General features: G+C 61.0%; 23 protein-coding genes. 17 read left to right on the top strand and 6 right to left on the bottom strand.

Annotated elements, in window-relative coordinates:
• Positions 1 to 569, top strand: a 569-nt coding sequence (locus tag Q8O80_RS12275) for an amidase family protein (RefSeq protein ID WP_305579736.1), incomplete at its 5' end; no start/stop codon positions are given.
• Between the two features lie 120 nt (positions 570 to 689).
• A complete protein-coding gene (locus Q8O80_RS12280) occupies positions 690 to 1007 on the top strand; it encodes a hypothetical protein (protein WP_305579737.1) in 318 nt (105 codons plus the stop codon).
• Positions 1008 to 1130: 123 nt separating this feature from the next.
• Here Q8O80_RS12280 and Q8O80_RS12285 read toward each other — a convergent pair whose 3' ends face one another.
• Positions 1131 to 1388 (bottom strand): YjhX family toxin, encoded by a 258-nt coding sequence (locus Q8O80_RS12285; RefSeq protein WP_305579738.1) that lies wholly within the window; start codon positions 1386 to 1388, stop codon positions 1131 to 1133.
• 249 nt (positions 1389 to 1637) lie between these two features.
• On the opposite strand from Q8O80_RS12285, the gene Q8O80_RS12290 reads away from it, so the two are divergent.
• From Q8O80_RS12290 to gatB, 3 genes are all read left to right on the top strand, one after another.
• Positions 1638 to 1949: a chorismate mutase gene (locus tag Q8O80_RS12290; RefSeq protein ID WP_305579739.1), complete on the top strand. Its 312-nt coding sequence runs from the start codon at positions 1638 to 1640 to the stop codon at positions 1947 to 1949.
• Positions 1950 to 1960: 11 nt separating this feature from the next.
• A complete protein-coding gene (locus Q8O80_RS12295) occupies positions 1961 to 2473 on the top strand; it encodes a GNAT family N-acetyltransferase (RefSeq protein ID WP_305579740.1) in 513 nt (170 codons plus the stop codon).
• 83 nt (positions 2474 to 2556) lie between these two features.
• On the top strand, positions 2557 to 4056 hold the full coding sequence (gene gatB, locus Q8O80_RS12300) for an Asp-tRNA(Asn)/Glu-tRNA(Gln) amidotransferase subunit GatB (protein ID WP_305579741.1): 1500 nt from the start codon (positions 2557 to 2559) through the stop codon (positions 4054 to 4056).
• A gap of 89 nt (positions 4057 to 4145) precedes the next feature.
• Here the strand turns inward: gatB and Q8O80_RS12305 are convergent, their stop codons facing one another.
• Positions 4146 to 4358 (bottom strand): hypothetical protein, encoded by a 213-nt coding sequence (locus tag Q8O80_RS12305; protein WP_305579742.1) that lies wholly within the window; start codon positions 4356 to 4358, stop codon positions 4146 to 4148.
• A gap of 50 nt (positions 4359 to 4408) precedes the next feature.
• Positions 4409 to 5299, bottom strand: a complete 891-nt coding sequence (locus Q8O80_RS12310) for a DMT family transporter (protein WP_305579743.1) — start codon at positions 5297 to 5299, stop codon at positions 4409 to 4411.
• A gap of 156 nt (positions 5300 to 5455) precedes the next feature.
• On the opposite strand from Q8O80_RS12310, the gene Q8O80_RS12315 reads away from it, so the two are divergent.
• Positions 5456 to 5938: a DUF1801 domain-containing protein gene (locus Q8O80_RS12315; protein WP_305579744.1), complete on the top strand. Its 483-nt coding sequence runs from the start codon at positions 5456 to 5458 to the stop codon at positions 5936 to 5938.
• A 2-nt stretch (positions 5939 to 5940) separates the two neighbouring features.
• Here the strand turns inward: Q8O80_RS12315 and purN are convergent, their stop codons facing one another.
• A complete protein-coding gene (gene purN / locus Q8O80_RS12320; RefSeq protein ID WP_371136184.1) occupies positions 5941 to 6483 on the bottom strand; it encodes a phosphoribosylglycinamide formyltransferase in 543 nt (180 codons plus the stop codon).
• Between the two features lie 44 nt (positions 6484 to 6527).
• Entirely contained in the window at positions 6528 to 7604 is a 1077-nt protein-coding gene (gene purM, locus Q8O80_RS12325; protein ID WP_305579746.1) for a phosphoribosylformylglycinamidine cyclo-ligase, read from the bottom strand.
• Positions 7605 to 7738: 134 nt separating this feature from the next.
• Between purM and Q8O80_RS12330 the strand changes: the two genes are divergently transcribed.
• Genes Q8O80_RS12330 through Q8O80_RS12345 form a run of 4 tightly spaced genes read left to right on the top strand, consistent with a single transcriptional unit; the run spans position 7739 to position 13277 of the window.
• Positions 7739 to 8857 (top strand): AI-2E family transporter, encoded by a 1119-nt coding sequence (locus Q8O80_RS12330; protein ID WP_305579747.1) that lies wholly within the window; start codon positions 7739 to 7741, stop codon positions 8855 to 8857.
• A complete protein-coding gene (locus tag Q8O80_RS12335) occupies positions 8835 to 9581 on the top strand; it encodes a hypothetical protein (protein WP_305579748.1) in 747 nt (248 codons plus the stop codon). Before Q8O80_RS12330 ends, Q8O80_RS12335 begins: the two co-directional genes overlap by 23 nt.
• A 1-nt stretch (position 9582) precedes the next feature.
• Positions 9583 to 11739, top strand: coding sequence for an RNA degradosome polyphosphate kinase (locus Q8O80_RS12340; RefSeq protein WP_305579749.1), 2157 nt, complete (start codon positions 9583 to 9585; stop codon positions 11737 to 11739).
• A gap of 2 nt (positions 11740 to 11741) precedes the next feature.
• Positions 11742 to 13277, top strand: a complete 1536-nt coding sequence (locus Q8O80_RS12345) for a Ppx/GppA phosphatase family protein (protein ID WP_305579750.1) — start codon at positions 11742 to 11744, stop codon at positions 13275 to 13277.
• Between the two features lie 5 nt (positions 13278 to 13282).
• On the opposite strand, the gene rnd is transcribed toward Q8O80_RS12345, so the two are convergent.
• Complete coding sequence (rnd, locus tag Q8O80_RS12350) at positions 13283 to 14461, bottom strand: ribonuclease D (RefSeq protein WP_305579751.1); 1179 nt, start codon at positions 14459 to 14461, stop codon at positions 13283 to 13285.
• A gap of 233 nt (positions 14462 to 14694) precedes the next feature.
• On the opposite strand from rnd, the gene aspS reads away from it, so the two are divergent.
• The 7 genes from aspS (at position 14695) to Q8O80_RS12385 (ending at position 23161) form a co-directional block, all read left to right on the top strand.
• Positions 14695 to 16491, top strand: coding sequence for an aspartate--tRNA ligase (gene aspS / locus Q8O80_RS12355; protein WP_305579752.1), 1797 nt, complete (start codon positions 14695 to 14697; stop codon positions 16489 to 16491).
• A 183-nt stretch (positions 16492 to 16674) separates the two neighbouring features.
• Positions 16675 to 18285 (top strand): EAL domain-containing protein, encoded by a 1611-nt coding sequence (locus Q8O80_RS12360; RefSeq protein WP_305579753.1) that lies wholly within the window; start codon positions 16675 to 16677, stop codon positions 18283 to 18285.
• Between the two features lie 128 nt (positions 18286 to 18413).
• Positions 18414 to 20705 (top strand): NADP-dependent malic enzyme, encoded by a 2292-nt coding sequence (locus Q8O80_RS12365; protein WP_371136186.1) that lies wholly within the window; start codon positions 18414 to 18416, stop codon positions 20703 to 20705.
• Entirely contained in the window at positions 20702 to 20992 is a 291-nt protein-coding gene (locus Q8O80_RS12370; protein ID WP_305579754.1) for a Dabb family protein, read from the top strand. The genes Q8O80_RS12365 and Q8O80_RS12370 overlap by 4 nt, the downstream gene beginning before the upstream one ends.
• Before the next feature lie 225 nt (positions 20993 to 21217).
• Entirely contained in the window at positions 21218 to 21619 is a 402-nt protein-coding gene (locus Q8O80_RS12375; protein WP_305579755.1) for a septum formation initiator family protein, read from the top strand.
• Between the two features lie 115 nt (positions 21620 to 21734).
• Positions 21735 to 22754, top strand: a complete 1020-nt coding sequence (gene pdhA / locus Q8O80_RS12380; RefSeq protein ID WP_305579756.1) for a pyruvate dehydrogenase (acetyl-transferring) E1 component subunit alpha — start codon at positions 21735 to 21737, stop codon at positions 22752 to 22754.
• An 11-nt stretch (positions 22755 to 22765) separates the two neighbouring features.
• Positions 22766 to 23161 carry a hypothetical protein gene (locus Q8O80_RS12385; protein ID WP_305579757.1) on the top strand — a complete coding sequence of 132 codons (396 nt, stop codon included), beginning with the start codon at positions 22766 to 22768 and terminating at the stop codon, positions 23159 to 23161.
• Position 23162 lies beyond the last annotated feature (1 nt).

Consider the following 23162-nt stretch of genomic DNA (forward strand, 5'->3'; position numbering starts at 1 on the left):
ACACCAAATACGCGCTACCGGCCTATTACATCGTGGCGCCCGCCGAAGCCTCGTCCAATCTGGCGCGCTATGACGGCGTCAAGTACGGCCTGCGCGGCACCGGCAAGGACATCACCGACATGTATGAACTGACCCGCGCCGCCGGGTTTGGCCGCGAGGTGAAGCGCCGCATCATGATCGGCACCTATGTGCTGTCGGCCGGCTATTTCGACGCCTATTACGTCAAGGCGCAGAAGGTGCGGACGCTGATCAAGAGAGATTTCGAGGACGCCTTCCACGCCGGCGTCGACGCCATCCTGACGCCAGCCACGCCTTCGGCGGCGTTTGGCATTGGCGACGAGGCTATGGCCAATGATCCGGTCAAGATGTACCTCAACGACATTTTCACCGTGACAGTGAACATGGCGGGGCTGCCGGGCATTGCCGTTCCGGCCGGCAAGGATGGTCAGGGCTTGCCCCTGGGACTGCAGTTGATCGGCAAGCCGTTCGATGAGGAAACGCTGTTTGCCGCCGCGCGCGTCATCGAACGCAGCGCCGATATGGACTTCTCCCCCAAGCCCTGGTGGTAGCCCCGCAGGCCGGCGCTACTTGATTGCTGCGCCGATCCGCCTTATTTGGCGGGCATGCACAAATTGAAACTGGTTGTGACACCGTCGGGTACGGCGTCCGGGCCGACAAGAGTATCTTCGATGGCCACTGACATTTTTACCTCCCAGGACTGGTCCGAACCGCCCAAGGACCTGAGCATGCCGCTCCAGGCGATGTGGTGGCTCAAGAAGGGGGAGTTGCGCGTGGGTCCGGAATGGGAGCAGGCGCACAATATCGTTCAGTCGATGGAAGGTGTGGCGGCGTTTGACTGGGTGCATGCGCTGATGCACTGGATCGAGGCCGATATGGGCAATGCCGATTACTGGTATCGCCGCGCTGGCAAGAAGCGCGCTACCGCCAGCGTCGCCAGTGAATGGGAACACATCGCCGCGGCGCTGAGCGGCGTCACCAAGCACTAATCCCCGATTGCCAGGCGACGGGTGGGCCTCAAGCTTTTTGTGAGCCATGTTCGCCATTGACCCCTCCCCACAAGGGGGAGGGGCAGGTCTGTCAGGTTCGGGCGGCGTGTGGCAAGCGCAGGGCTACCGGTTGTCATATTCGCTGCGGACCAGTTCCAGGCCGCGTTTGGTAATGCGGTAAGGTTGGCCATTGCAGGACTTGATGGCCTTCCTGGCCTTGAGCTTTTTAAACAAGAGCATGGTGCAATCGCTCATCAACCAGCCTTCGCGGTTGAACATTTCCAGGCCGGTGGTTTTGCCCGCCTGATTGCGGATGAGCGCAATGCGGCCACCCTGCGCGAGGGCATGCAGCACCCGCTGTTCACTTCTTGAGATATCCATAGAACGTCTGTCGCCATAGGGCGCGGGCCAGGACCCGCGAACAAACACGATCAACGACCGGCATCGCGCTCGGCGGTTGACTGGTTCATTGTGCCTCGTCGCATTTGGACGAGGCTTCAGGCGGTCTCAGACTGACTAGACATTTGCGTGTGATAGCCAATTGCCGGGAATTTGCGCAAGGGGGGCAGTTGAAATCACCGGCGGGGCGGTGCAAACCTGCAACAAGTCCCAATCGCACTGGAATCTGCCGTGACCGCTCAGAACGCCCCCGCCGACTGCCAATCCAAGGACGACGTCCGCGCCGAAATCGACCGGATCGACAGTCTGCTGCTCAACCTGTTTGCCGAGCGGCATCAGTATGTGACGCGGATGGCCGAGATCAAGACCGATCCACATGAGGCACATGACCCGGTTCGCATCGAAGCGGTGATTGCCAAGATCAGGCAACGCAGTTTGGCCCTTGATCTTGACGAGGATCAGGCCGAACTTGTGTGGCGGACCCTGATCGACTGGAACATCAATTACGAGAAGGGCATTATTGCGGCGCGGCGCCGCAGATAACGGAGGCCACCATGCCAGGCATCACCATTCGCAAGGCCGAAGGCGCCGATGCCCGGCGACTGGCCGAGATAGCCTATCGTGCTTGGGAACAGGGCATTTTGCCGCTGCTGACGGCGCGACCGGGGCTGCGTGACGCCGAGCGGTATCGGCTCTCACAAGTGGTCGCCGAGACGCTCAGCCGGATCATTGTTGCCGAGGTCGATGGCATTGTCGTGGGCTGGTGTTCGCGCGCGTCGCGACGGGCCTATATTCCCTACTTGTTCGTGATGCCGGAACTACAGCGCAACGGAATCGGTTCGATGTTGTTGCGGCGGATGGAATCGATGCTGGAACTCGGCGGCGCCGAGCGGGTGTATCTGGAAACGCCCGCCGACAATGTGCCCGCAGTGCAGTTCTATGAGAAGCAGGGTTATCGCATCCTGGCATTGCGACCGGACGGGCGCGGCATGCCGCAACCCTTCATGAGCGTGCATCTGGAAAAGCGCCTCATGCCGTTCGACGGCGATATCGGCCACGAGGACTAGCCTGGCCACCCAAACCATTGCATCGCCAAGCCCTTCGCTCTATGCGTTTGGCATCGTTTCGCCTTGCCTCGCAGGATGCTCAATTGACCCTCATCGACACGCGCACACCCAACCCGAAAAGCTTCATCACCGGATCGACCGGTGACTGGGAAGTCGTCATTGGCATGGAAGTGCACGCGCAAGTGACTTCCGAGAGCAAGTTGTTCTCGGGTTCATCAACTGCGTTTGGCAATCCGCCCAATGCCAATGTGTCATTTGTGGATGCGGCCATGCCCGGCATGCTGCCCACCATCAACGCGGAATGCGTTCGCCAGGCCGTGCGCACCGGCCTGGGCCTGAAGGCCCAGATCAACAAGCGCAGCGTGTTTGACCGCAAGAACTATTTTTATCCCGATCTGCCGCAGGGCTATCAGATTTCCCAGTTCAAGGACCCGATTGTCGGCGAAGGCGCCGTTCAGCTCGATATGGCTGATGGCAGTATCGAGATCGGCATTGAGCGGCTGCATCTGGAGCAGGATGCCGGCAAGTCGATCCATGACCAGCATCCCAATATGAGCTTTGTGGATCTCAATCGCTCGGGTGTGGCGCTGATGGAAATCGTCAGCAAGCCAGATCTGCGCTCGTCCGAGGAAGCCAAGGAATATCTGGCCAAGCTGCGGAGCATTTTGCGCTATCTGGGCACTTGCGACGGCAATATGGAGCAGGGCTCCATGCGCGCCGACGTCAATGTCTCGGTGCGTCGGCCCGGTGGCGAATTCGGCACGCGGTGCGAGATCAAGAATGTGAACTCGATCCGCTTCGCCGGTCAGGCGATTGAATTTGAGGCACGGCGTCAGATCGATATTCTCGAAGATGGCGGCATTATCGACCAGGAAACCCGGCTGTATGATCCCAAGGCTGGCGAGACGCGCTCGATGCGCTCCAAGGAAGAGGCGCATGATTATCGCTACTTCCCCGATCCCGATCTGCTGCCGCTCGAATTCGATGATGCCTTCGTGGCCGAACTGGCCGACGGCCTGCCCGAACTGCCGGACGAAAAGAAGGCTCGGTTCATCAGCGATTTTGGCGTGACGCCCTATGACGCCATGGTGCTGACGCTGGATCGTGAAACCGCGGACTATTTTGAGGCTGTGGTGGCGTTCGGCGACACCAAGCGCGACGGCAAGGCCGTGGCCAATATGCTCAATGCCGATGTTGCCGCCTTTGCAAATAGTCAGGGGCTGGCGATCTGGGAGACCCATCTGCAGCCCGGACAGGTGGCCGGAATCGTGGATCTGGTGGCGGAAGGGACGATTTCGTCCAAGGGCGCCAAGGATTTGCTGCAGATCATCATTGCCGAGGAACCCGAGGGTGATCCGGCCGAGATCGTTGAGCGGCGCGGCATGAAGCAGATGACCGATATGGGCGCCATCGAAGCCATTGTCGACGAGATCATCGCCGCCAATCCCGATCAGGTCGCCAAGGTACTGGTCAAGCCGTCAATGATTGGCTGGTTCGTCGGCCAGGCGATGAAGGCTTCGGGCGGCACGGCTAATCCGCAGGTGCTGAACGCGCTGATGAAAAAGAAGCTCGGGCTCGAGTGATCACACACGGCGTCGTTTATCGCCGACAAACTTGAGCTGAGATGATCGAGAAGCAGCAACGGCGCCATGAGGCGCCGTTTTTTTTGATACTAGCTCCAGGTCGGCGGTTGGTCGTCGCCCGGAATGGGGTCAGGCTGGCCGGGCGTGGGATCTTCCACCGGCTGAGGTGTATCGGGCAGTTCCTCGGGATGGGGTGGCACGGGATCAACCGGCTGCGGCGGCGCGGGCTCGGGCTGGGGAATGATCTCGGGCGGAGCTACGGGATCGATATCGGGGCGGGGTTCGTTGATCGGCTGAGACATGGGGCGCTCCTTTGGTTGGAGGAACGTCCCAGCACAGTTGTCGTTCCCCGTCAGGCCGCGACGCGACGCCACAGCTTGCCAATGCGGCCATCGATCAGCAGCAGCCCGGTGAAGATCACCAGCATGCCCAAAATCTGGATCGGCAGGACCGTCTCGCGCAGGATGGTAACGCCCAGTATCACTGCCGAGATCGGGGCGATGAAGGTGGTTGTGGCGAAGTTCGTCGCACCGACACGCGGCAGAATGCGATACATGACCTGGAAGGTGAAGGCGGTCGACATTAGCCCGATGGCCAGCGCCGCCATCCAGGATTCAGCCCGCACCATGATCGGTGTGCCCTCGGTAATAAAGGCGATCGGGATGGCAATGATGGCCGCGCCGGTAAGGGCGACAGAGGCCAGCGCAGTAGGCTCTATGGCCTTGAAGCTGCGGGTGATGTTGAGCGAGAGCGCATAGCACAGCGTGGCGAGCAGGCAGGCGCCGATGGCCCAGAGCCGGGAATCGCCCCCGCTGCTCAGCGCCGGCCATGCCAGAATGAAGGCGCCGGCAAAGCCGACGACGACACCAGCAATCTTGATGCGCGAGGCCTTTTCGCCGCCGCGCCAGAAATGGCTGACAATGACGGTCACCAGTGGCGTAAGGGCGTTGATTATGGCGGCGACGCCGCTGGCCAGATTGGCCTGGGCCAGCGGGAACAGCGCGAAGGGAATGGCATAGGCCAGCACGCCCAGCCCGCCCAGCTTGAGCCACAGCACCGGATCGCGGGGAATGGGTTTGCGCAGCGCCACCATGACGGCCCAGCAGCCCAGCGCGCCGATACCGACGCGCAAGGAGGTGACCCAGAGCGGGCCGATTTCGCGGATCAGCACGGCGTTGAAGATGAACGAGCAGCCCCAGATGGCGCCGAGCAGAATAATCCAGAACCAGTCACGACGAACCATTGATTCCTCCCCAGGCTGCGCACGCTATGCCTGTGCGGAACCAAGGTCGAACCGATTTTGACAATGGGAGGGATCAAAATTGGTGATGGCTGGACGCATCAATATCTGCGGCGTTAGCCTGTCCTGATGAGTGGACGCTACAGGAGGCACGCCGTGGTGAGCAAGAGCACACAGAAGGCAGCGGCGGAGCCGGTCTTGCTGTCCGGCGGCAATCCGCAGATTGCCAAGGGCGATGGCGATGGGCCCGTGCAGGCCTATATCGTGGCCATGCCGGGATGGAAGCGCGGCGTGGGCGAGCGGCTGGACGCGCTGATCGTGGCGGTGCTGCCCGATGTCACCAAGGCGGTGAAGTGGAACTCGCCGTTTTATGGCGTGCCGGGGCAGGGCTATTTTCTCGGCCTTCACTGCCTGACCAATTACATCAAGATTGCCTTCTTTCAGGGTGTCGCGCTGACGCCTGAGCCGCCGGTGGGGTCCAAGGACCCTAACACGCGCTATCTGCATATCGGCGCCGACGGGGCGTTCGACGAAGCCCAGTTTACCGCCTGGGTGCGGCAGGCGGCCGCGCTGCCCGGCTATCTGGCGCCCAAGGCCCAGGAGGTCGCGACGCTCAAGAAGAACGTCAAGAAGAGCGGCTGAAGTCAGGCGCGGACAGCCACCTGACCGGAGGCGAGCAAGCGCAGGGCTTCGGGGTAGATACGGTGTTCCGCGACGAGCACGCGCTCGGCCAGGGTGTCCGGTGTATCACCGGGCAGCACGGGCACTTCGGCCTGCAGGATCGGGGCGCCTTCATCCAGACCCGGCGTGACGAAATGGACAGTGCAGCCATGGGTGGTGACGCCATCGGCCAAGGCGCGCGCATGGGTATCGAGGCCCTTGTAGTGCGGCAACAGGGAGGGATGGATGTTGATCAGCCGCCCGGCCCAGTGATTGACGAAATCCTCGCCCAGAATGCGCATGAAGCCAGCTAGGCAGACGATGTCGACATGCCAACTCTCCAGCGTCTGGGTCATGACGTCTTCGAACATCTCCCGGTTGGGAAATTTGCTCTGCGCCAGCGAGGCCGTGGCGATGCCGTGCTCGGCGGCGGTCACCAAGCCCGGCGCGGCGGCGCGGTTGGACAGCACGCCGACGATCTCGGCAGGATAGTCGGGTGCCTTGGCGGCCTCAATCAGAGCCGTCATGTTCGAGCCCCGGCCAGAGATCAGGATGGCGACGCGTTTGCGGCTCACAGCGCCAGCGTGCCGGTGAAGGTTACCGCTTCGCCGCTGCGCGCGGTGAGCGTGCCGACCACGGCGGCGATTTCGCCAGCAGCGTTGAGGTGCTCGACCAGCCGTTCGGCATCGTCGGGAGCGACTGCCACCAGCATGCCGACGCCGCAATTGAAGGTGCGCAGCATTTCATGCTGATCAACGCCACCGACCCGGCTCAGCCAGCCAAATACCTTGGGCACGGTGACGGCATTGAGATCGACGTGGGCGGCCAAATGGTCGGGCAGTACGCGCGGGATATTGTCGATGAAGCCGCCGCCGGTGATGTGGGCCAGCGCCTTGATGGCAAGCCCGGCCTTGAGCGCGGCCAGAAGCGGCTTCACATAGATCCGGGTGGGCGTGAGCAGGGCTTCCGAGAGCTGGGTGCCGGGCGCGAAGGGGGCGTCGGCGGTCCAGTCGAGGCCCGACAGTCCGACAATCTTGCGGACCAGCGAATAGCCGTTGGAATGCACGCCCGAGGAAGCGATAGCCACCAGAGTATCGCCAGCGGCGATATCGGGGCGCGGCAATAGCGTGCCGCGTTCGGCGGCGCCGACGGCAAAGCCGGCCAGATCATAATCCTTGCCAGCATACATGCCGGGCATCTCAGCGGTTTCCCCGCCAATCAGCGCGCAGCCCGCGAGGCGACAACCTTGGGCAATGCCCTCGACAATGGCAGTACCCTGTTCGACATCGAGCTTGCCGGTGGCGAAGTAATCGAGAAAGAACAGCGGCTCGGCGCCCTGGACGATGATGTCGTTGACGCACATCGCCACCAGGTCCTGGCCAATGGTGGCATGATTGCCGGTCTCGATGGCAATTTTCAGCTTAGTGCCGACCCCGTCATTGGCCGCCACCAGCACCGGATCGACAAAGCCGGCTGCCTTGAGATCGAACAAGCCGCCAAAGCCGCCAATCTCTCCATCCGCACCGGGACGGCGGGTCGAGCGCACTGCCGGCTTGATGGCTTCCACCAGCGCATTGCCTGCATCGATGTCGACGCCGGCCTGCTTGTATGAAAGGCCGTTTGATGTCAGGTTTTGCTTGTCAGACATGGGCCTCGGACCTCAATGGGGAAAGCGTGCGTAATGCCGTCACCGGTCGACCAAGGCAGTTGCCAATTCCGGAGCCGGAAGTTAGACGGCCTGATAGCTTCTCCACCACAGCGACGCAAGGGCTGCACGACACCATGACCCTCAGAAATCAAGTGCTGATCTGGATCGCGTTTCTTGTGGTGCTGGTGTTGTTGCTCTGGCTGTTCCGCGGCATTCTGTTGCCGTTCGTCGTCGGCGCGGCGCTGGCCTATCTGCTGAACCCTTTGGTCAACACCTTGCAGCGTTGGCACTTCAATCGGGGTTGGGCCACTGCGGTGGTGCTGTTCAGCGTCATCACCATTTTTGTCGGTATGTTCCTGGTGTTCCTGCCCATGGTGGGCCAGCAGATCATCGGGCTGCTGCAGCGCCTGCCGCGCTATGTGTCGGATTTGCAGGAACTGATCACCGAGTGGTCGCCATCCGTCAATGAATGGCTTGGGCCCGAGCGGGCAGCGCAGTTCCAGACCTCGATCAACGATCTGGCGGGGCAGGCGCTCGGTTTTATCGCCACATTGCCGGCCGAACTGGTCAATATCGGCTATACCGGGGCGGCGGTGATCGGGGTGACGTTGCTGACCCCGGTGGTGGCGTTCTACCTGCTGCTGGACTGGGAAGGCATGGTGCGCGGCTTGCAAGGCCTGTTGCCACGCGAGCACAAGCCGGAAATCAACCGCATTCTGGACGACATCGATAAATCGATGGCCGGCGTTATCCGCGGGCAAGGCGGTGTGCTGCTCATTGACGCCGCCTATTATGCGACGGCACTGAGCCTGCTGGGGCTCAATTTCGGCTTGGCTGTCGGGTTGATCAGCGGCCTGCTGAGCTTTGTGCCGTTCATGGGTTTTGCCGTGGGGTTCGCGCTGTCGATCGGTATTGCGCTGGTGCAGTTCTGGCCCAACTACTGGATGGTTGTGGCCGTCGCCGCGATCTTCATGGGCTGGCAGTTTGTCGAGGGCAACATTTTGTATCCGAAGCTGGTTGGCTCCAGCATCAATATCAATCCGGTCTGGCTGATGTTCGCCCTGTTGGCGTTTGGCGCGCTATTCGGCTTTGTCGGGCTGCTGCTGGCCGTGCCATTGGCGGCGATTGTCGGAGTGCTGGTGCGCTACGGGGTAGCCAAGTACAAGTCGAGCAGCCTGTATCTGGGGTTAAATGGCAATGCGCTGCTGACGGGGCGGCATGGTGAAACCGATGACGTTGCCCGTGCTCCCTGAGGACGCCAACACCACACGACAGCTCGCGCTTGAACTCGAACACGTTCCAGCCCAGGGCGAGGCCGATTTTCTGGTGGGGGATGGCAATGCGCTGGCGCATGGCCGGATCATGGCGTTTCCGCAATGGTCCGAGCCGGTAACACTGCTGGTGGGGCCCGCCAAATCAGGCAAATCGCATCTGGCACGCATCTTTGCCGATCGCAGTGGCGCCCGATTTGCCGGGGTCGATGAGCTGGAGGCGCTGGCCACCCAAGGGGGGCGCGACCCGCTCATCGTCGAGAATGTTGACCAACTCGGCTATGATGAAGTGGGGTTGTTCCATCTGCTGAACCAGTCGCTGCGCGAGCAAAGGCCAATCCTGATGACGGCGCGTGACGAGATTGCGAACTGGTCGCTGAGCACCGATGATGTGCGCTCGCGGGTCCGGCGGGCCACGGCGTTTACGCTCGAACTGACCGACGACATCCAATTGTCACAGATGCTGGTGAAACTGTTCCGGGACCGCCAGGTCACGGTTGATCCCAAGATCATCTTTTATCTGGTGGCGCGCATGGAGCGCTCTAGCGAAGAAGCCGTGCTTCTTGCCGATTTGATGGATAGGCTGGCGCTGGCCAAGGGCAGCGCCGTTACCCGTGCGATCGCTGCCGAAGCACTCGATCGCCGCCGCATCCAGCGCGGCGCATCGGGCGATGAACAGGACTGGGATAGACAAGCCGATGAATGAGATGAGCGACTTTTCTGAGAACGACAGTTCGATCCCCGACTCTGAAGCGCTGCGCACCAGCCCGGCCCGGTTCGTCAACCGCGAGGTCAGCTGGCTGCAATTCAACATGCGCGTGCTCGAAGAGGCGGGCAATGTGCATCATCCCTTGCTGGAGCGACTGCGGTTCGTGTCGATCTCGGCGAACAATCTCGATGAATTCTTCATGGTGCGTGTGGCGGGTCTGAAAGGCCAGCTGCGGGCGGGGCTGTCCAAGCAAAGCGCCGATGGCCTGACGCCAGCCGAGCAGCTCGAGGAAATTGCCACGCTGGCGCAGCATTTGCAGCTTGAGCAACAGGACCATTGGCAGGAACTGCGCGAGGAATTGTTCGCGCAGAACGTGGTGATCCACGAGCAGGACGATTTGACGCCTGACCAGGTGAGCTATCTGCAAAAGCTGTTCCGTGAAGAGATTTTTCCGGTGCTGACGCCGATTGCGGTTGATCCGGCGCATCCATTCCCCTTCATCCCTAATCTCGGTCTGGCACTGGCCTTTGAGCTGAAGCGGCCGGATAGCGACCAGCCATTGACGGCGCTGGTGCGTATTCCCGGCAATCTGGATCGCTTCATCAACCTGCCCAGTTCTCTGGTGTCGGAGGGGCGCAGCGAAGTGGTGACCATCGATACGCTGGTCAAGCTGTTCTTCCACAAGATGTTCCCCGGCCACCTCGTGGTCGGTTCGGGCGCCTTCCGCGTCATTCGTGACAGCGAAATCGAAATCGACGACGAAGCGGCCGATCTGGTGGTGGAGTTTGAGAGCGCGCTGCGCCAGCGCCGACGCGGCCAGGTGATCCGGCTGGAAATCGAACAATCGATGCCCCGCGCGCTCAAGCGCCAGATTGGTGAACAGATGGGCGTCAAGGACGCCGATGTGTTTGAGGTCCAGGGGTTTCTGGGCCTCGCCGATGCCAGCAAGGTGTGCGATGTCGATCGTCCCGACCTCAAGTTCACGCCCTATCACGCCCGGTTCCCTGAGCGGATCCGTGACTATAATGGCGACAGCTTCGCCGCCATACGCGCCAAGGACATCCTGGTGCACCATCCGTTCGAGAGCTTTGACGTGGTGGCGCAGTTTCTGATGCAGGCGGCGCGCGACCCTGACGTGGTGGCGATCAAGCAGACGCTGTATCGCACCTCGGCCGACAGTCCGATCATCAAGGCACTGGTGCTGGCGGCCGAAGCGGGCAAGTCGGTGACCTGTCTGGTGGAACTCAAGGCCCGGTTCGACGAAGAGGCCAATATCCGCTGGGCGCGCGATCTGGAGCGGGCCGGGGCGCAGGTCGTATTCGGTTTCATCGAGCTCAAGACGCACGCCAAGCTGAGCCAGGTGGTGCGGCGCGAAAAGGGCAAGCTAGTGAGCTATTGCCATATCGGCACCGGCAATTATCACCCGATTACTGCCAAGATTTATACCGATCTGAGCTATTTCACCATCGATCCGGCGATAACCCGCGACGTGGCGCGGGTGTTCAATTTTATCACCGGTTATGCGCGCCCCACCGAGCTGGAAACCATCGCGGTTTCGCCGGTCAATCTACGCCAGCGCCTGTTGGACGATATCGATCACGAGATCGAACTGGCCCGCAATGGCCAACCGGCTGGCATTCTGCTGAAAATGAACTCGCTGGTGGATCCGCTGATCATCGATTCGCTGTATGACGCCAGCCAGGCTGGGGTCAAAGTTGATCTGATCGTGCGCGGCATCTGCTGTCTGCGGCCCGGAATTCCCGGGTTCTCCGACAATATCCGGGTGAAATCGATTGTCGGCAGGTTCCTGGAGCACAGCCGGATCTATTGCTTCGGCAATGGCGAGGCGATGCCCAACCCGCGGGCCAAGGTCTATATTTCCTCGGCTGATCTGATGGGGCGCAACCTTGACGGGCGGGTCGAGGTCATGGTGCCCATTCTCAACAACACCGTCCATAAGCAGATCCTCGACAGGATTCTGGTTGCCTATCTGCGTGACAACCAGCAGAGCTGGGAAGTGCTGCCCGATGTCAGTTCGCACCGCGTGCGCGTGGGTGACGGTGAAGAGCCGTTCAACGCCCATGACTACTTCATGACCAACCCCTCGCTGTCGGGACGCGGCAGTGCCGGCATGGTCGAGCCAGACGAGGACTAGGTGTGAACAAGTTCTGGGGTGTCGACGCCGACCCGACCGCACAAGGCCGCATCAAGGGCGCCGAGCCCGTAGCCGTGCTCGATATCGGTTCGAACTCCGTTCGTCTGGTAGTCTATGAGCGGCATGCTCGCGCCCTGACGCCGCTTTACAACGAGAAATCGGCCTGCGCCCTCGGGCGCGGCGTGGGCAAGACCGGCCGCCTCGCCGAGGCCAACATGGCCAAAGCGCTCAAGGCGATCAAGCGCTTTGCGCTGGTGTGCCGGTTGATGCGGGTGGGCAAGACTTTCATCCTGGCGACCTCGGCGGTGCGTGACGCAGCCAATCGCGACGCGTTCGTTGGCGCTGTTGAAGCGTTGATGGACTGCAAGGTTCAGGTGCTGAGCGGTGCGCAGGAGGCGCACTACGCCGCGCTTGGTGCAGTTGCTGGCATGCCTGGCTTCAGTGGCATAGTGGGCGATCTGGGCGGGGGAAGCCTCGAGACGTCCCGCATTGTCGACGGCCGCGACACAGACGGAAAATCGTTCGAGCTCGGCGTCATTCGACTGCAGGATGACAGCAATGGCTCGCCCAGCGAGGTCAGTGCCATTATCCGCGAGCGGCTGCAGGGTGCTGAATTGGGCCAGTCAAGCGCAGGAGAATCGTTCGCTGCCATTGGCGGGACCTGGCGCGCACTGGCCAAGCTGCATCAGGTCATGCGGAAATATCCGCTGCACATGGTGCAGCATTACGTGGTGCGGGCTGATGAGATGATTGCCTTTTGCGATGAAATCATCGGGGCAAGTTCACGCAAGGCCTATGGCGGGGCCGATCGGGTCAGTTCGTCACGGCGCGAACTGGTGCCGCTTGGCGCCGCCGTACTGGCCGAAGTGCTCAAGGCGGGCCAGTTCAAGGATGTGGTGTTCTCGGCCCTGGGCGTGCGTGAAGGCTACCTCTACGGCAAGCTGAATGCGCAGGAGCAGGCGATCGACCCACTGATACAAGGTGCCGAGGAGCTCTCGGTGCTGCGGTCGCGCTCGCCCGCCCATGCCAACGATCTGATCGCCTTCTCCGCTCAATTGCTGGCTGTGACCGGCGTGCAGGAAACGACCGAAGAGGCGCGCTTGCGGACGGTTGCGTGCCTATTGGCTGATATTGGTTGGCGGGCGCATCCCGATTATCGCGGTTCCCAGAGCATCGACGCAGTGGCCTATGGCTCGCTGAGCGGCATGGACCATCCCGGGCGGGCATTTCTGGCTCAGGTCATTGCCATTCGCTATGACGGGCTCAAGAGCAAGACTGCGTCATCGCTGGTGGCGCTCGGCAATGCGGCACTGACCGAGCGCGCGCGCCTGATTGGTAGCCTGCTCCGCGTTGCCTATCCGATTACCGCCGCAATGCCCGGGATTTTGCCGCGCATTCATTGCGTCGTCGATGATGCCCGTCTGTTGCTGATTTTACCGGATGACCTGGCATTCCTGGATGGCGAGCACCTGCAAAACCGGTTCGCGACATTTGCCAATGTCGCCGGCTTCAAAACCGCTCAGGTGCGGGTGCAGTAGCCCGATTATTCGGCCGCTGCCGTCGCGTCTTCTGGCTTAAGCTCGAATTCGACGATGCCCTTGCGCGTGGCCACCAGCCCGATGCGGCCATGTTTTATGGCCAGGGCCTTCTCGCCAAACAGCTTGCGGCGCCAGCCCCTGAGCGCGGGGACATCAGCCTCATCATCAAGCACCAGGGCGTCGATTTCGTCGGACGTGGCGATGATGCGCGCGGCAACGCCGTGCTGTTCGGCCACCGATTTGAGCAACACGCGGACCAGATCGCCGACGGCACCCTTGGGCGATGGGCCGCGGTAGCGTTCGGGCAAGATCGGCAGGTCCGCCTTGGGAATGGCCTCGACGTCCTTGAGCAGGGCGACGATATCGGCGGCGACAGAACTGCGGCCAAAGCCGCGCGGCACGGCGCGAAGCTGCTCAAAGGCTTCAGAAGTCAGGGGCCTTTGCATGGCCAGTTCGAACAATACGTCATCCTTGAGCACGCGGCTGCGCGGCTGGTCGGTAGCCTGCGCGCGCTGCTCGCGCCAGGCCGCCAGCCGTTTGAGGGCGGCAAGGTCACGCGGGCGGTTGATCTTCATCTTCAGCCGTTCCCAGGCCTGCTCGGGCTGGACCACATAGGTGTCGACGCTGCGCAGGACGCTCATCTCGTCCTCAACCCAGCCGCCCCGCTTGGTCGCGGCAACCTGCTTGCGCAGTTCGCGATAGATGTCGCGTAGATGGGTGACGTCGGCGGCGGCGTAGAGGCGCTGCTTCTCCGACAGCGGGCGAACTGACCAATCGGTAAAGCGGCTCGACTTGTCGAGTTCTACACCGGTAATGGAGCGCACCAGATTGTCGTAGGACACGCTGTCGCCAAAGCCACAAACACTGGCGGCCACTTGCGTATCAAAAATATTGGCGGGAACGCTGCCGGTGGCTTTGACAAAGATCTCAATATCCTGCCGGGCAGCATGGAAGACTTTGGTGATGTCCTGGTTGGCCAACAGGGCGTAGAACGGGTCCAGATCGAAACCGGCAGCCAACGGGTCAATCAACACCGCCTCGTCATCGGTGGCGACCTGAACCAAGCAGAGTTTGGGCCAGTAGGTGGTTTCCCTCAGGAACTCGGTATCGACCGTCACGAAATCAAACTTGGCAGCGCGCTCGCAAAAGGCTGCGAGCACATCTGTGGAAACTATGAGGTCCATGCGAGCGTCCGTCTTAAATTAGTCAATATTGTTAGTAGCAGGTGCGGCAGGTGCACTCCATACCGGATTTGCCGCGCAGCACGCGCGCGGCGTGACCGGATTTGCCGTGCGGCATGCAGGGCTTGGCGCGCAGCGGCGCCGATCAGGCCGCCCAACTCCCGATCAACTTGACAATCGGGGGCTCTCATGCGCTTTTCCGCCCAAGATTCCGGTCTTTTTGCAGGCTTTATCACATGACGTCACATCGTTACCGCTCGCACACTTGCGGGGCCCTGACAGCTGCGGACGCAGGTAAAACCGTCCGACTGAGCGGATGGGCCCACCGTATCCGCGACCATGGCGGACTGCTGTTTATCGACCTGCGCGACCATTACGGGCTGACTCAGGCCGTGGTCGACCCCGATTCGCCGGCCTTTGCCGCCGCCGAACAGGTACGTTCGGAATGGGTCATCCGCATTGACGGCGAGGTCAAGTTGCGCGACGCCGCCGCGGTGAACCCCAATCTGCCCACCGGCACCATCGAAGTGTTCATCCGCGAGATCGAAGTGCTCTCGGCGGCCAAGGAATTGCCGCTACCGGTGTTCGGCGATCAGGAATATCCCGAGGATGTGCGCCTGACCTATCGCTTCGTCGACCTGCGCCGGGAAAAGCTGCACGCCAACATCGTCAAGCGCACCAAGGTGATCAGCTCGATGCGCAACCGCATGGGTGAGGCCGGCTTTGGTGAGTATTCGACACCCATCCTGACCGCCTCCTCGCCGGAAGGTGCGCGTGACTTTCTGGTGCCCAGCCGCATTCATCCCGGCAAGTTCTTTGCCCTGCCGCAGGCACCCCAGCAGTACAAGCAATTGCTGATGGTCGCTGGCTTTGACCGCTATTTCCAGATTGCGCCGTGTTTCCGCGATGAGGACCCGCGTGCTGATCGCCTGCCCGGCGAATTCTACCAGCTCGACATGGAAATGAGCTTTGTTACCCAGGAAGACGTCTGGGACACGATGACACCGATCATGACCGGCATCTTCGAAGAGTTTGCCGAGGGCAAGCGCGTGACCAAAGACTGGCCGCGCATTCCCTATGATACGGCAATCCGCAAATATGGCTCCGACAAGCCCGATCTACGTAACCCGATCGAGATGCTGGCCGTGACCGAGCATTTTGCCGGTTCGGGCTTCAAAGTCTTTGCCGGGCAGATCGAGGCGGATCCCAAGGTGGAAGTCTGGGCGATTCCGGCCAAGAACAAGCCCGGTGCCGAGTCAATCGGCCGGGCGTTCTGTGACCGCATGAATGGCTGGGCGCAAGGCGAGGGCCAGCCCGGTCTGGGCTATATCTTCTTCAAGGACGGGCAGGGCTCGGGGCCGATCGCCAAGAATATCGGCGAAGAGCGGACGGCAGCGCTGAAGGCGCAGTTGGGCCTGGACGACGGTGATGCCGTGTTCTTCGTCGCGGGGCGCCCAGAGAAGTTCTACAAGTTCGCTGGCGATGCCCGCACCAAGGTCGGCACCGACCTGGGCGTGATCGACACCGAGCAGTTCGCGCTGTGCTGGATCGTTGATTTCCCGTTCTACGAGTGGGATGAGGAAAACAAGCGGGTCGACTTCGCGCACAACCCGTTCTCGATGCCGCAGGGCGGGATCGACGCGCTGAACCACCAGGACCCGCTGACCATCAAGGCCTATCAATATGATGCGGTCTGCAATGGCTACGAGATCGCCTCCGGTTCGATCCGTAACCAATTGCCGGACACCATGGTCAAGGCGTTCGAGCTGACCGGCAAGAGTCGCGCCGAGGTCGAAGAGCAGTTCGGCGGCCTGTATCGGGCCTTCCAGTATGGCGCGCCACCGCATGGCGGGGCAGCATTCGGGGTGGACCGGGTGGTGATGCTGCTGTGCGGCGTGCAGAATCTGCGCGAGATCACGGCATTCCCGATGAATCAGCAGGCCGAAGACCTGCTGATGGGGGCGCCGAGCCAGGCGTCGCCGTCGCAATTGCGGGAGCTGAGCATCCGGCTCAACGTGCAAGAGAAAAAGTAAGCCTGACGCCCAAATAGAGTTGGCGCGTCCAACATTGAGGGCGGTTCCCGGAGACGGGGACCGCCTTTTCTGCATTTGGACAGGACCCCTGCAAAGGTTGCCGGAAATTAATCAGCGTTAATGATCCGTTAAAGGCTGGGTTGCTACCGATGGGTGGTATTTTCGTCGTTTCGGATTCGCCAAGTGAAGACCCGATACTCCCATATCCTGATGTTGGCGGGCGCCGTATTGGCGTTCGTGCCCATTCTGGCTGTGGACTATCTATTGGACGCTTACGTTCAGGTGCGGGAAAAAGACGCATCTCAGCAATACGTTAGAACGATTACTTCGCAGATCGCCATAGCTTCCGATGATGCTATCGCTGCGCTGCGGCGAATTCTGGCTGAAAGTCCCTCGCTATGTACGCCAACCTTCGTCGCCAATGTGCAGGTGGCGATCGAAACCAGTCTCAATATCAAGCAGGTTCTGGTCGAGAACGCTGACGGCGTGCAGTATTGCGATGCGTTTGGACGCACAGTTAGCTATTCGCCGCTATCCAGGGCGTTGCCGGTTCCCGGTCGCACTGAAACCATCACCATGGTGCAGCTGGGTGATATGGATATGCCGGCGCTCAAGATCACCCAGGGCTTTGGTGATTTGCGCCGGGTCTCGGCCTTCCTCCCCCTGCTGGGACAGACCAAGGAGACGCTGGCCGAGGGCATCAATGCCGGTGGCATGATGCGGGTGTCACTGACCGATGGCAGCGCGATAATGACGATTGGCGACGCGTCGGGTTTTGACCGACGCGGCACATCGACCGACTTCGTTTATGCCCAGGGCTTTGCTGGTGAACTGCCGCTCAAGGTCGAATATGCCATGCCGTTCGCCATGGCGCGCGCCGGTTATGCCGATTTGGACGTCAGCTTTACCGTTTTGGCATGCCTGATGAGTGCGGCCTTTCTGATCATGGCACTCCAGTATGTGCGAACTTCGCGGGTGCCGGCGTTCGACCTCGAGCGTGGTATCGCCCGTGGCGAGATCAAGCCGTATTACCAGCCGGTAATTAATTTGCGCACCGGCGAGTTGGTCGGCTGCGAAGTACTATGCCGGTGGGAAAAGAAGAACGGTGAGATCGTGTTTCCGGGGGCCTTCATCGACTATGCCGAGATCACCGGTTTGGCCATTCCGATGACCCTGTCGCTGATGCAGCAGGTTAAGTACGATCTGGCCGATCTGTGCATGCTGATGCCGGATATGAAGGTCGCCATCAATCTGTTTGAGGGGCACTTTCGCGACGACAGCATTGTCGAAGATGTACAGGCGATTTTCGGCGACACGTCGGTCAATTACCGACAACTGGTATTTGAAATCACCGAGCGGCATCCGCTAGCCAATTCGATGGTGGCCAATAGCGTGATTGCGGGATTGCACGCACTGGGCTGTCGCCTGGCCATGGACGACATGGGCACCGGGCATTCGAACCTGGCCTATCTGGGGACGTTGGGTATCGACATCATCAAGATCGACCGGATCTTTGTCGATATGATCAAGCCCGGAACGACGCAGGTGCCGGTGCTCGATGGATTGATCGCCATGGCCAAGGATCTGGATTGCGAAATCGTCGCCGAGGGCGTGGAGACCGAGGCCCAGGCCTTGTATCTGCGCGCGCGTGGCGTGCTGCAGGCCCAGGGGTTCATCTTTGCGCCAGCCCTCAAGAACAGCGCCTTCAAAGAGCTTGCCCTGGCGCTGCACGCCAATAAGCCCGGTCCGGTGCGCATCCAATTGGCTGATGCCATTGTCGCCAGCGCGGCGTAGCGCTTTGCCAATAGATGCTGCCGCTTGTGGACTTATTCCCTTTTCATCGCGGACAATTAGTGGCACCAACGCGGTCACATATCGGTTGCATTGGCTTGTTCTGAGCGAATGCGGAAAAGGAGCTCGAGGTGTCTGTGTCTACTGACGTCGATGAACAGCGGAAGGCCCTGCGCGACGCTGCGCTGCATTTCCATGAGTTTCCCAAGCCCGGCAAACTCGAGATTCAGGCGACCAAGCCGTTGGGTAATCAGCGCGATCTGGCGCTGGCCTATTCCCCTGGCGTTGCGGCGCCATGCGAGGAGATTGCGGCCGATCCCGATACGGTGGCGAGATACACCTCGCGCCAGAATCTGGTGGGAGTGATCTCCAATGGCACCGCTGTCCTCGGCCTGGGCAATATCGGGGCGCTGGCGTCAAAGCCGGTCATGGAAGGCAAGGCGGTTCTGTTCAAGAAGTTCGCCGGCATTGACGTGTTCGATCTGGAAATTGACGAGCTCGATCCCAAAAAATTCATCGAAGCCGTGGCACCGTTATGGCCGACATTTGGCGGCATCAATCTGGAAGACATCCGCGCCCCTGATTGCTTTGAGATCGAGGAGACGTTGCGCGAACGGATGCCGATCCCGGTATTTCACGATGACCAGCATGGTACGGCGATCATTGTCGGCGCCGCAGTGCTCAATGGCCTTGAGCTCAAGGGCAAGAAGATCGACGAGGTCAAGATTTGCGCCTCCGGGGCAGGGGCTGCGGCCATCGCCTGCCTGAATGTGCTGCTGGCACTGGGCGCCAAACACGAGAATATCTGGGTGGCCGACAAGGACGGCCTGGTTACCCACAAGCGCAATGACATCAATGACAAATGGCGCGGCCAGTTTCGCCGTACCAGCGAGGCCACCAGCCTGGCGGAAGTGATCGAGGGCGCCGATGTCTTTCTGGGCCTGTCAGCGGCCGGCGCTCTGACGCCGGAAATGCTTTCCAAGATGGCGCCCAAGCCCCTGATTCTGGCGCTGGCGAACCCCTATCCCGAGATCCTGCCCGATCTGGCTAAGGCGACGCGGCCAGACGCCATGGTGTGTACGGGGCGCTCCGATTTTCCCAATCAGGTCAATAATGTCCTGTGTTTCCCGTTCATTTTCCGCGGGGCACTTGATGTCGCGGCGACGACGATCAACGAGGAGATGAAACTGGCAGCGGTGCGGGCGATTGCCAAGCTGGCACACGAACCGGGGTTGGAGGTGTCGCCGTCGGGCGCACCAGCGGTGTTTGGTCCAGACCACATCATTCCCAATCCGTTTGACCAGCGGCTGATCCTGCGTATCGCACCTGCCGTGGCGCGGGCCGCCATGGAGTCCGGGGTCGCCAAGAGCCCCATCACGGACTGGCCGGCCTATCTGGATGGCCTGAACCGCTTCGTGTTCCGCTCGGGACTGGTGATGAAGCCCATCATCGACCGTTCGCAGGGACAGAACAAGCGGATCGCCTTTGCCGACGGCGAGGACGAACGGGTGCTGCGCGCCACCCAGGTGCTGATCGAAGAACGCATTGCCCGGGCGATCCTGATTGGACGCCCCTCGGTGATCGAGGCGCGAATCGAGCGCTTCGGCCTGAGCCTGAAGCCGGGCCGGGATTTCGAGGTGATCAACCCCGAGGACGATCCGCGCTATCGTGACTATGTCAATTTGTTCCATTCACTGGTGGGGCGTGATGGCGTCACGCCCGATACGGCGCGGCAGGTGGTGCGGACCAACCCGACGGTAATCGGGGCGCTTGCGGTGCGGCGGGGTGAGGCCGATGCCCTGATCTGCGGCTTGCAGGGGCGCTTCATCCGCCATGTGCGCGATATCCGTTCGGTCATCGGGTTGCAGGAGGGCGTTGCCGATGTTTCGGCGCTGTCACTGCTGCTGATGCCGCGTGGCGCATTCTTCCTGGCCGACACCTATGTCAATATCGATCCGTCGCCCGACGAAATCGTGGGCATCGCGCTGCAGGCGCGCAATCACCTCAAGCGTTTCAACATTGAGGCCAAGGTGGCGCTGCTGAGCTACTCCAACTTCGGCTCGCGCGATGGCGAGAGCGCCTACAAGATGCGCGAAGTGTACGACAAGCTCAAAGTGATCGCGCCCGAGATGATCGTTGAAGGCGAAATGCAGGGCGATCTGGCGCTGAGCCAGGAGTTGCGCGAGCGCTATGTGCCTGACTCCGTGCTGCACGGGGAAGCCAATCTGCTGCTGTTCCCCAATCTGGATGCCGCCAATCTGTCGATGACCCTGCTCAAGGAGATGACCAATGCTCTCTCGGTTGGGCCGATCCTGATGGGGCCAAAATCGCCGGCCCACATTCTGGCGCCGTCGACCACCAGCCGCGGCATTGTCAATATGGCGGCTATTGCCGCCACCGAAGCGACGGGGGCCGACACGTGATCCGGCATACGGTGGTATTCACGCTCAAGCACCCGGCCAGATCGGCAGAGGAGGGGGCGTTTCTGCGCGATGCCAAAGTGCTGGCCGGTATTCCGGGCGTCGAGGATTTTGAACAGCTTCGGCAGGTCAGCCCAAAAACCGATTTCGCCTTTGGTTTTGCCATGCGCTTTGCCGACGCAGCTGCCTATGCCAGCTACAATGAGCATCCTGACCATGTGGCCTTCGTGCGCGATCGCTGGCAGCCGGAAGTCGAACGCTTCATGGAGATCGACTACCAGCCGCTATAGGGGCCGCAGACATGGGGCCTTGCCCGAGCTTGTGCGGCCAACCGGGGCCGCGCCAGCACGGTCCGGTGGGCGTCGGCCCTGCTGGCTCAGCGGGAGCGGACAATCGAATTCGTGCCCGCCTGGCGGGCCGACAGATGGCTGGCGCCCTGCATCCAGGCTGGGGATTGCAACGCGGCGTTAAGTCCTTGTGAGGCATAGTGACGGCGTTCAGCTCTGGTTCGCCCTATGCCCACAACCCGCCTCAAACGCCCTGCCATCTGGCGCCCCCTGGCGCTCACTGTTGCCCTGCTTGGTTTTCAGGGCTATCTGGGATTCTCGGCTATTGGCGGTCAGTTCGGCATCGAGAACCGGACTGAAATCCTGCTCGATATCGATCAACTCAGGGCCCAATCGTCAGCGTTGCAGGCAGAGATCGATGACTATCGGCATCGGGCCACACTGATGGACCCGCGTCGGCTCGACCCCGATATCGTTACTGAGCGGGCCCGGGCGCTGCTCAATATGGCCAATGCGGACGACATCATCATCATGGTCGACCGGAACACTGGTGAACCTATATCCGGTAAATTCCAAAACTTAACCACGGATGAGTTAAGCGCAATTATCGAAGCAGATACAACACTTTAATAGGCGTGGTTTGCGCTGATTGAGCGTTGCGTTGTGTGGTTTGCTTGCGTTATGGTGCGCATCTGTGGCCAAACTGGCCGAAGCGACAAATTCATTCCGATGCGGAGCGTTCTCAATGGCGCGTAAGGCTGTGGCTTCCAAAGCCAAGACGCAAACCAATGTTCCTCAACTCACGCCAGAGCAGGAGCTCGAAGCCTATCGCGAGATGCTGCTGATCCGGCGGTTCGAGGAAAAGGCCGGCCAGATGTACGGCATGGGCCTGATCGGGGGGTTCTGTCACCTCTATATTGGCCAGGAAGCTGTCGTCACTGGCGTGACCATGGCCTCCGAGAAGGGCAAGGACGCGCAGATCACCGGCTATCGTGACCATGGTCACATGCTGGTCATGGGGCTCGACCCCAAGGGCGTGATGGCCGAACTGACCGGCCGCCAGGGCGGGCTGTCGGGCGGCAAGGGCGGCTCAATGCACATGTTCTCCAATGAGCACCGTTTCTATGGCGGCAACGGCATTGTGGGCGCGCAGGTGTCGCTGGGCAACGGGTTGGCTTTTGCCGCCAAGTATCGCGGCGACGGCACGGTCGCGCTGGCCTATTTCGGCGACGGCGCAGCCAATCAGGGCCAGGTCTATGAGAGTTTCAACATGGCCAAGTTGTGGAAGCTGCCGGTCGTGTTCATCATCGAAAACAACAAATACGCCATGGGCACCTCGACCGAGCGTTCCTCGGCGACGACGGATTTCTCCAAGCGGGGCGCGTCGTTCGATATTCCGGGCGAGCAGGTCGACGGCATGGATGTGCGCATGGTGTATGATGCCGCCCAGCGCGCCATTGAATATGCGCGCTCCGGCAAGGGGCCATACATTCTTGAAATGCTAACATATCGCTATCGTGGTCACTCCATGTCCGATCCGGCCAAGTATCGCAGCAAGGACGAAGTCACCAAATATCGCCAGGAGCGCGATCCCATTGAGCAGGTGAAGGCGCGCCTGCTGGAGTCGGGGGCCGAGACTGAAGAATCGCTCAAGGTTATCGAGAGTGAAATTCGGGCGATTGTGACCCAGGCCGCTGAATTTGCCACCAATGATGCCGAGCCAGATCCCGCAGAACTGTGGACTGACATCACCATCAGCGCCTGAGGGGCTCATCGATGAGCGTGCTGCTTGGAGTGATCGCCGTTTTTGCCCTTCTGTCGCTGGTTGTGGCGGCCCTGCAGGCCATCAGGATCGTGCGACAGGCGCCGGCGAGCGAAGATCTGGGATCGTTCATGGTGCTGGGCTGGTGGAAGTTCGCCACGCTGGAAGCCAAGGCCGGTCCGGCCGCAGTGGCCCAGATCGCGATCTACAAGCGGGCGACCATCGCCTTTCTGATTTTCATCGTGCTGGGTGTGTTGCTCAGCGGATGGGCGGTCAACCAGGGTTCGGGGGCACAGGCCACCGCCGCGCCCCGGTTGATCAACGATCCGCGGGTTCTTCCCGCCGAATTTGCCTTTAATACTGACCTTCGCCGTGTGGCCATGCCCGGCGTCCCTCTTTCGGAGAGCTGAT

Origin of the sequence: Devosia sp., assembly GCF_030689745.1 — a bacterium.
GTDB classification, from domain to species: domain Bacteria; phylum Pseudomonadota; class Alphaproteobacteria; order Rhizobiales; family Devosiaceae; genus Devosia; species Devosia alba.

Bases quoted from the DNA above. Each gene is read 5' to 3' on its own strand.
- Q8O80_RS12330 (WP_305579747.1), top strand. From the start codon at position 7,739: ATGACCCTCAGAAATCAAGTGCTGATCTGGATCGCGTTTCTTGTGGTG.
- Q8O80_RS12340 (WP_305579749.1), top strand. From the start codon at position 9,583: ATGAGCGACTTTTCTGAGAACGACAGTTCGATCCCCGACTCTGAAGCG.
- Q8O80_RS12335 (WP_305579748.1), top strand. From the start codon at position 8,835: ATGACGTTGCCCGTGCTCCCTGAGGACGCCAACACCACACGACAGCTC.
- Q8O80_RS12305 (WP_305579742.1), bottom strand. From the start codon at position 4,358: ATGTCTCAGCCGATCAACGAACCCCGCCCCGATATCGATCCCGTAGCT.
- Q8O80_RS12310 (WP_305579743.1), bottom strand. From the start codon at position 5,299: ATGGTTCGTCGTGACTGGTTCTGGATTATTCTGCTCGGCGCCATCTGG.
- Q8O80_RS12385 (WP_305579757.1), top strand. From the start codon at position 22,766: ATGAGCGTGCTGCTTGGAGTGATCGCCGTTTTTGCCCTTCTGTCGCTG.
- Q8O80_RS12285 (WP_305579738.1), bottom strand. From the start codon at position 1,388: ATGGATATCTCAAGAAGTGAACAGCGGGTGCTGCATGCCCTCGCGCAG.
- aspS (WP_305579752.1), top strand. From the start codon at position 14,695: ATGACGTCACATCGTTACCGCTCGCACACTTGCGGGGCCCTGACAGCT.
- purM (WP_305579746.1), bottom strand. From the start codon at position 7,604: ATGTCTGACAAGCAAAACCTGACATCAAACGGCCTTTCATACAAGCAG.
- Q8O80_RS12375 (WP_305579755.1), top strand. From the start codon at position 21,218: ATGCCCACAACCCGCCTCAAACGCCCTGCCATCTGGCGCCCCCTGGCG.
- purN (WP_371136184.1), bottom strand. From the start codon at position 6,483: ATGACGGCTCTGATTGAGGCCGCCAAGGCACCCGACTATCCTGCCGAG.
- rnd (WP_305579751.1), bottom strand. From the start codon at position 14,461: ATGGACCTCATAGTTTCCACAGATGTGCTCGCAGCCTTTTGCGAGCGC.
- Q8O80_RS12295 (WP_305579740.1), top strand. From the start codon at position 1,961: ATGCCAGGCATCACCATTCGCAAGGCCGAAGGCGCCGATGCCCGGCGA.
- pdhA (WP_305579756.1), top strand. From the start codon at position 21,735: ATGGCGCGTAAGGCTGTGGCTTCCAAAGCCAAGACGCAAACCAATGTT.
- Q8O80_RS12280 (WP_305579737.1), top strand. From the start codon at position 690: ATGGCCACTGACATTTTTACCTCCCAGGACTGGTCCGAACCGCCCAAG.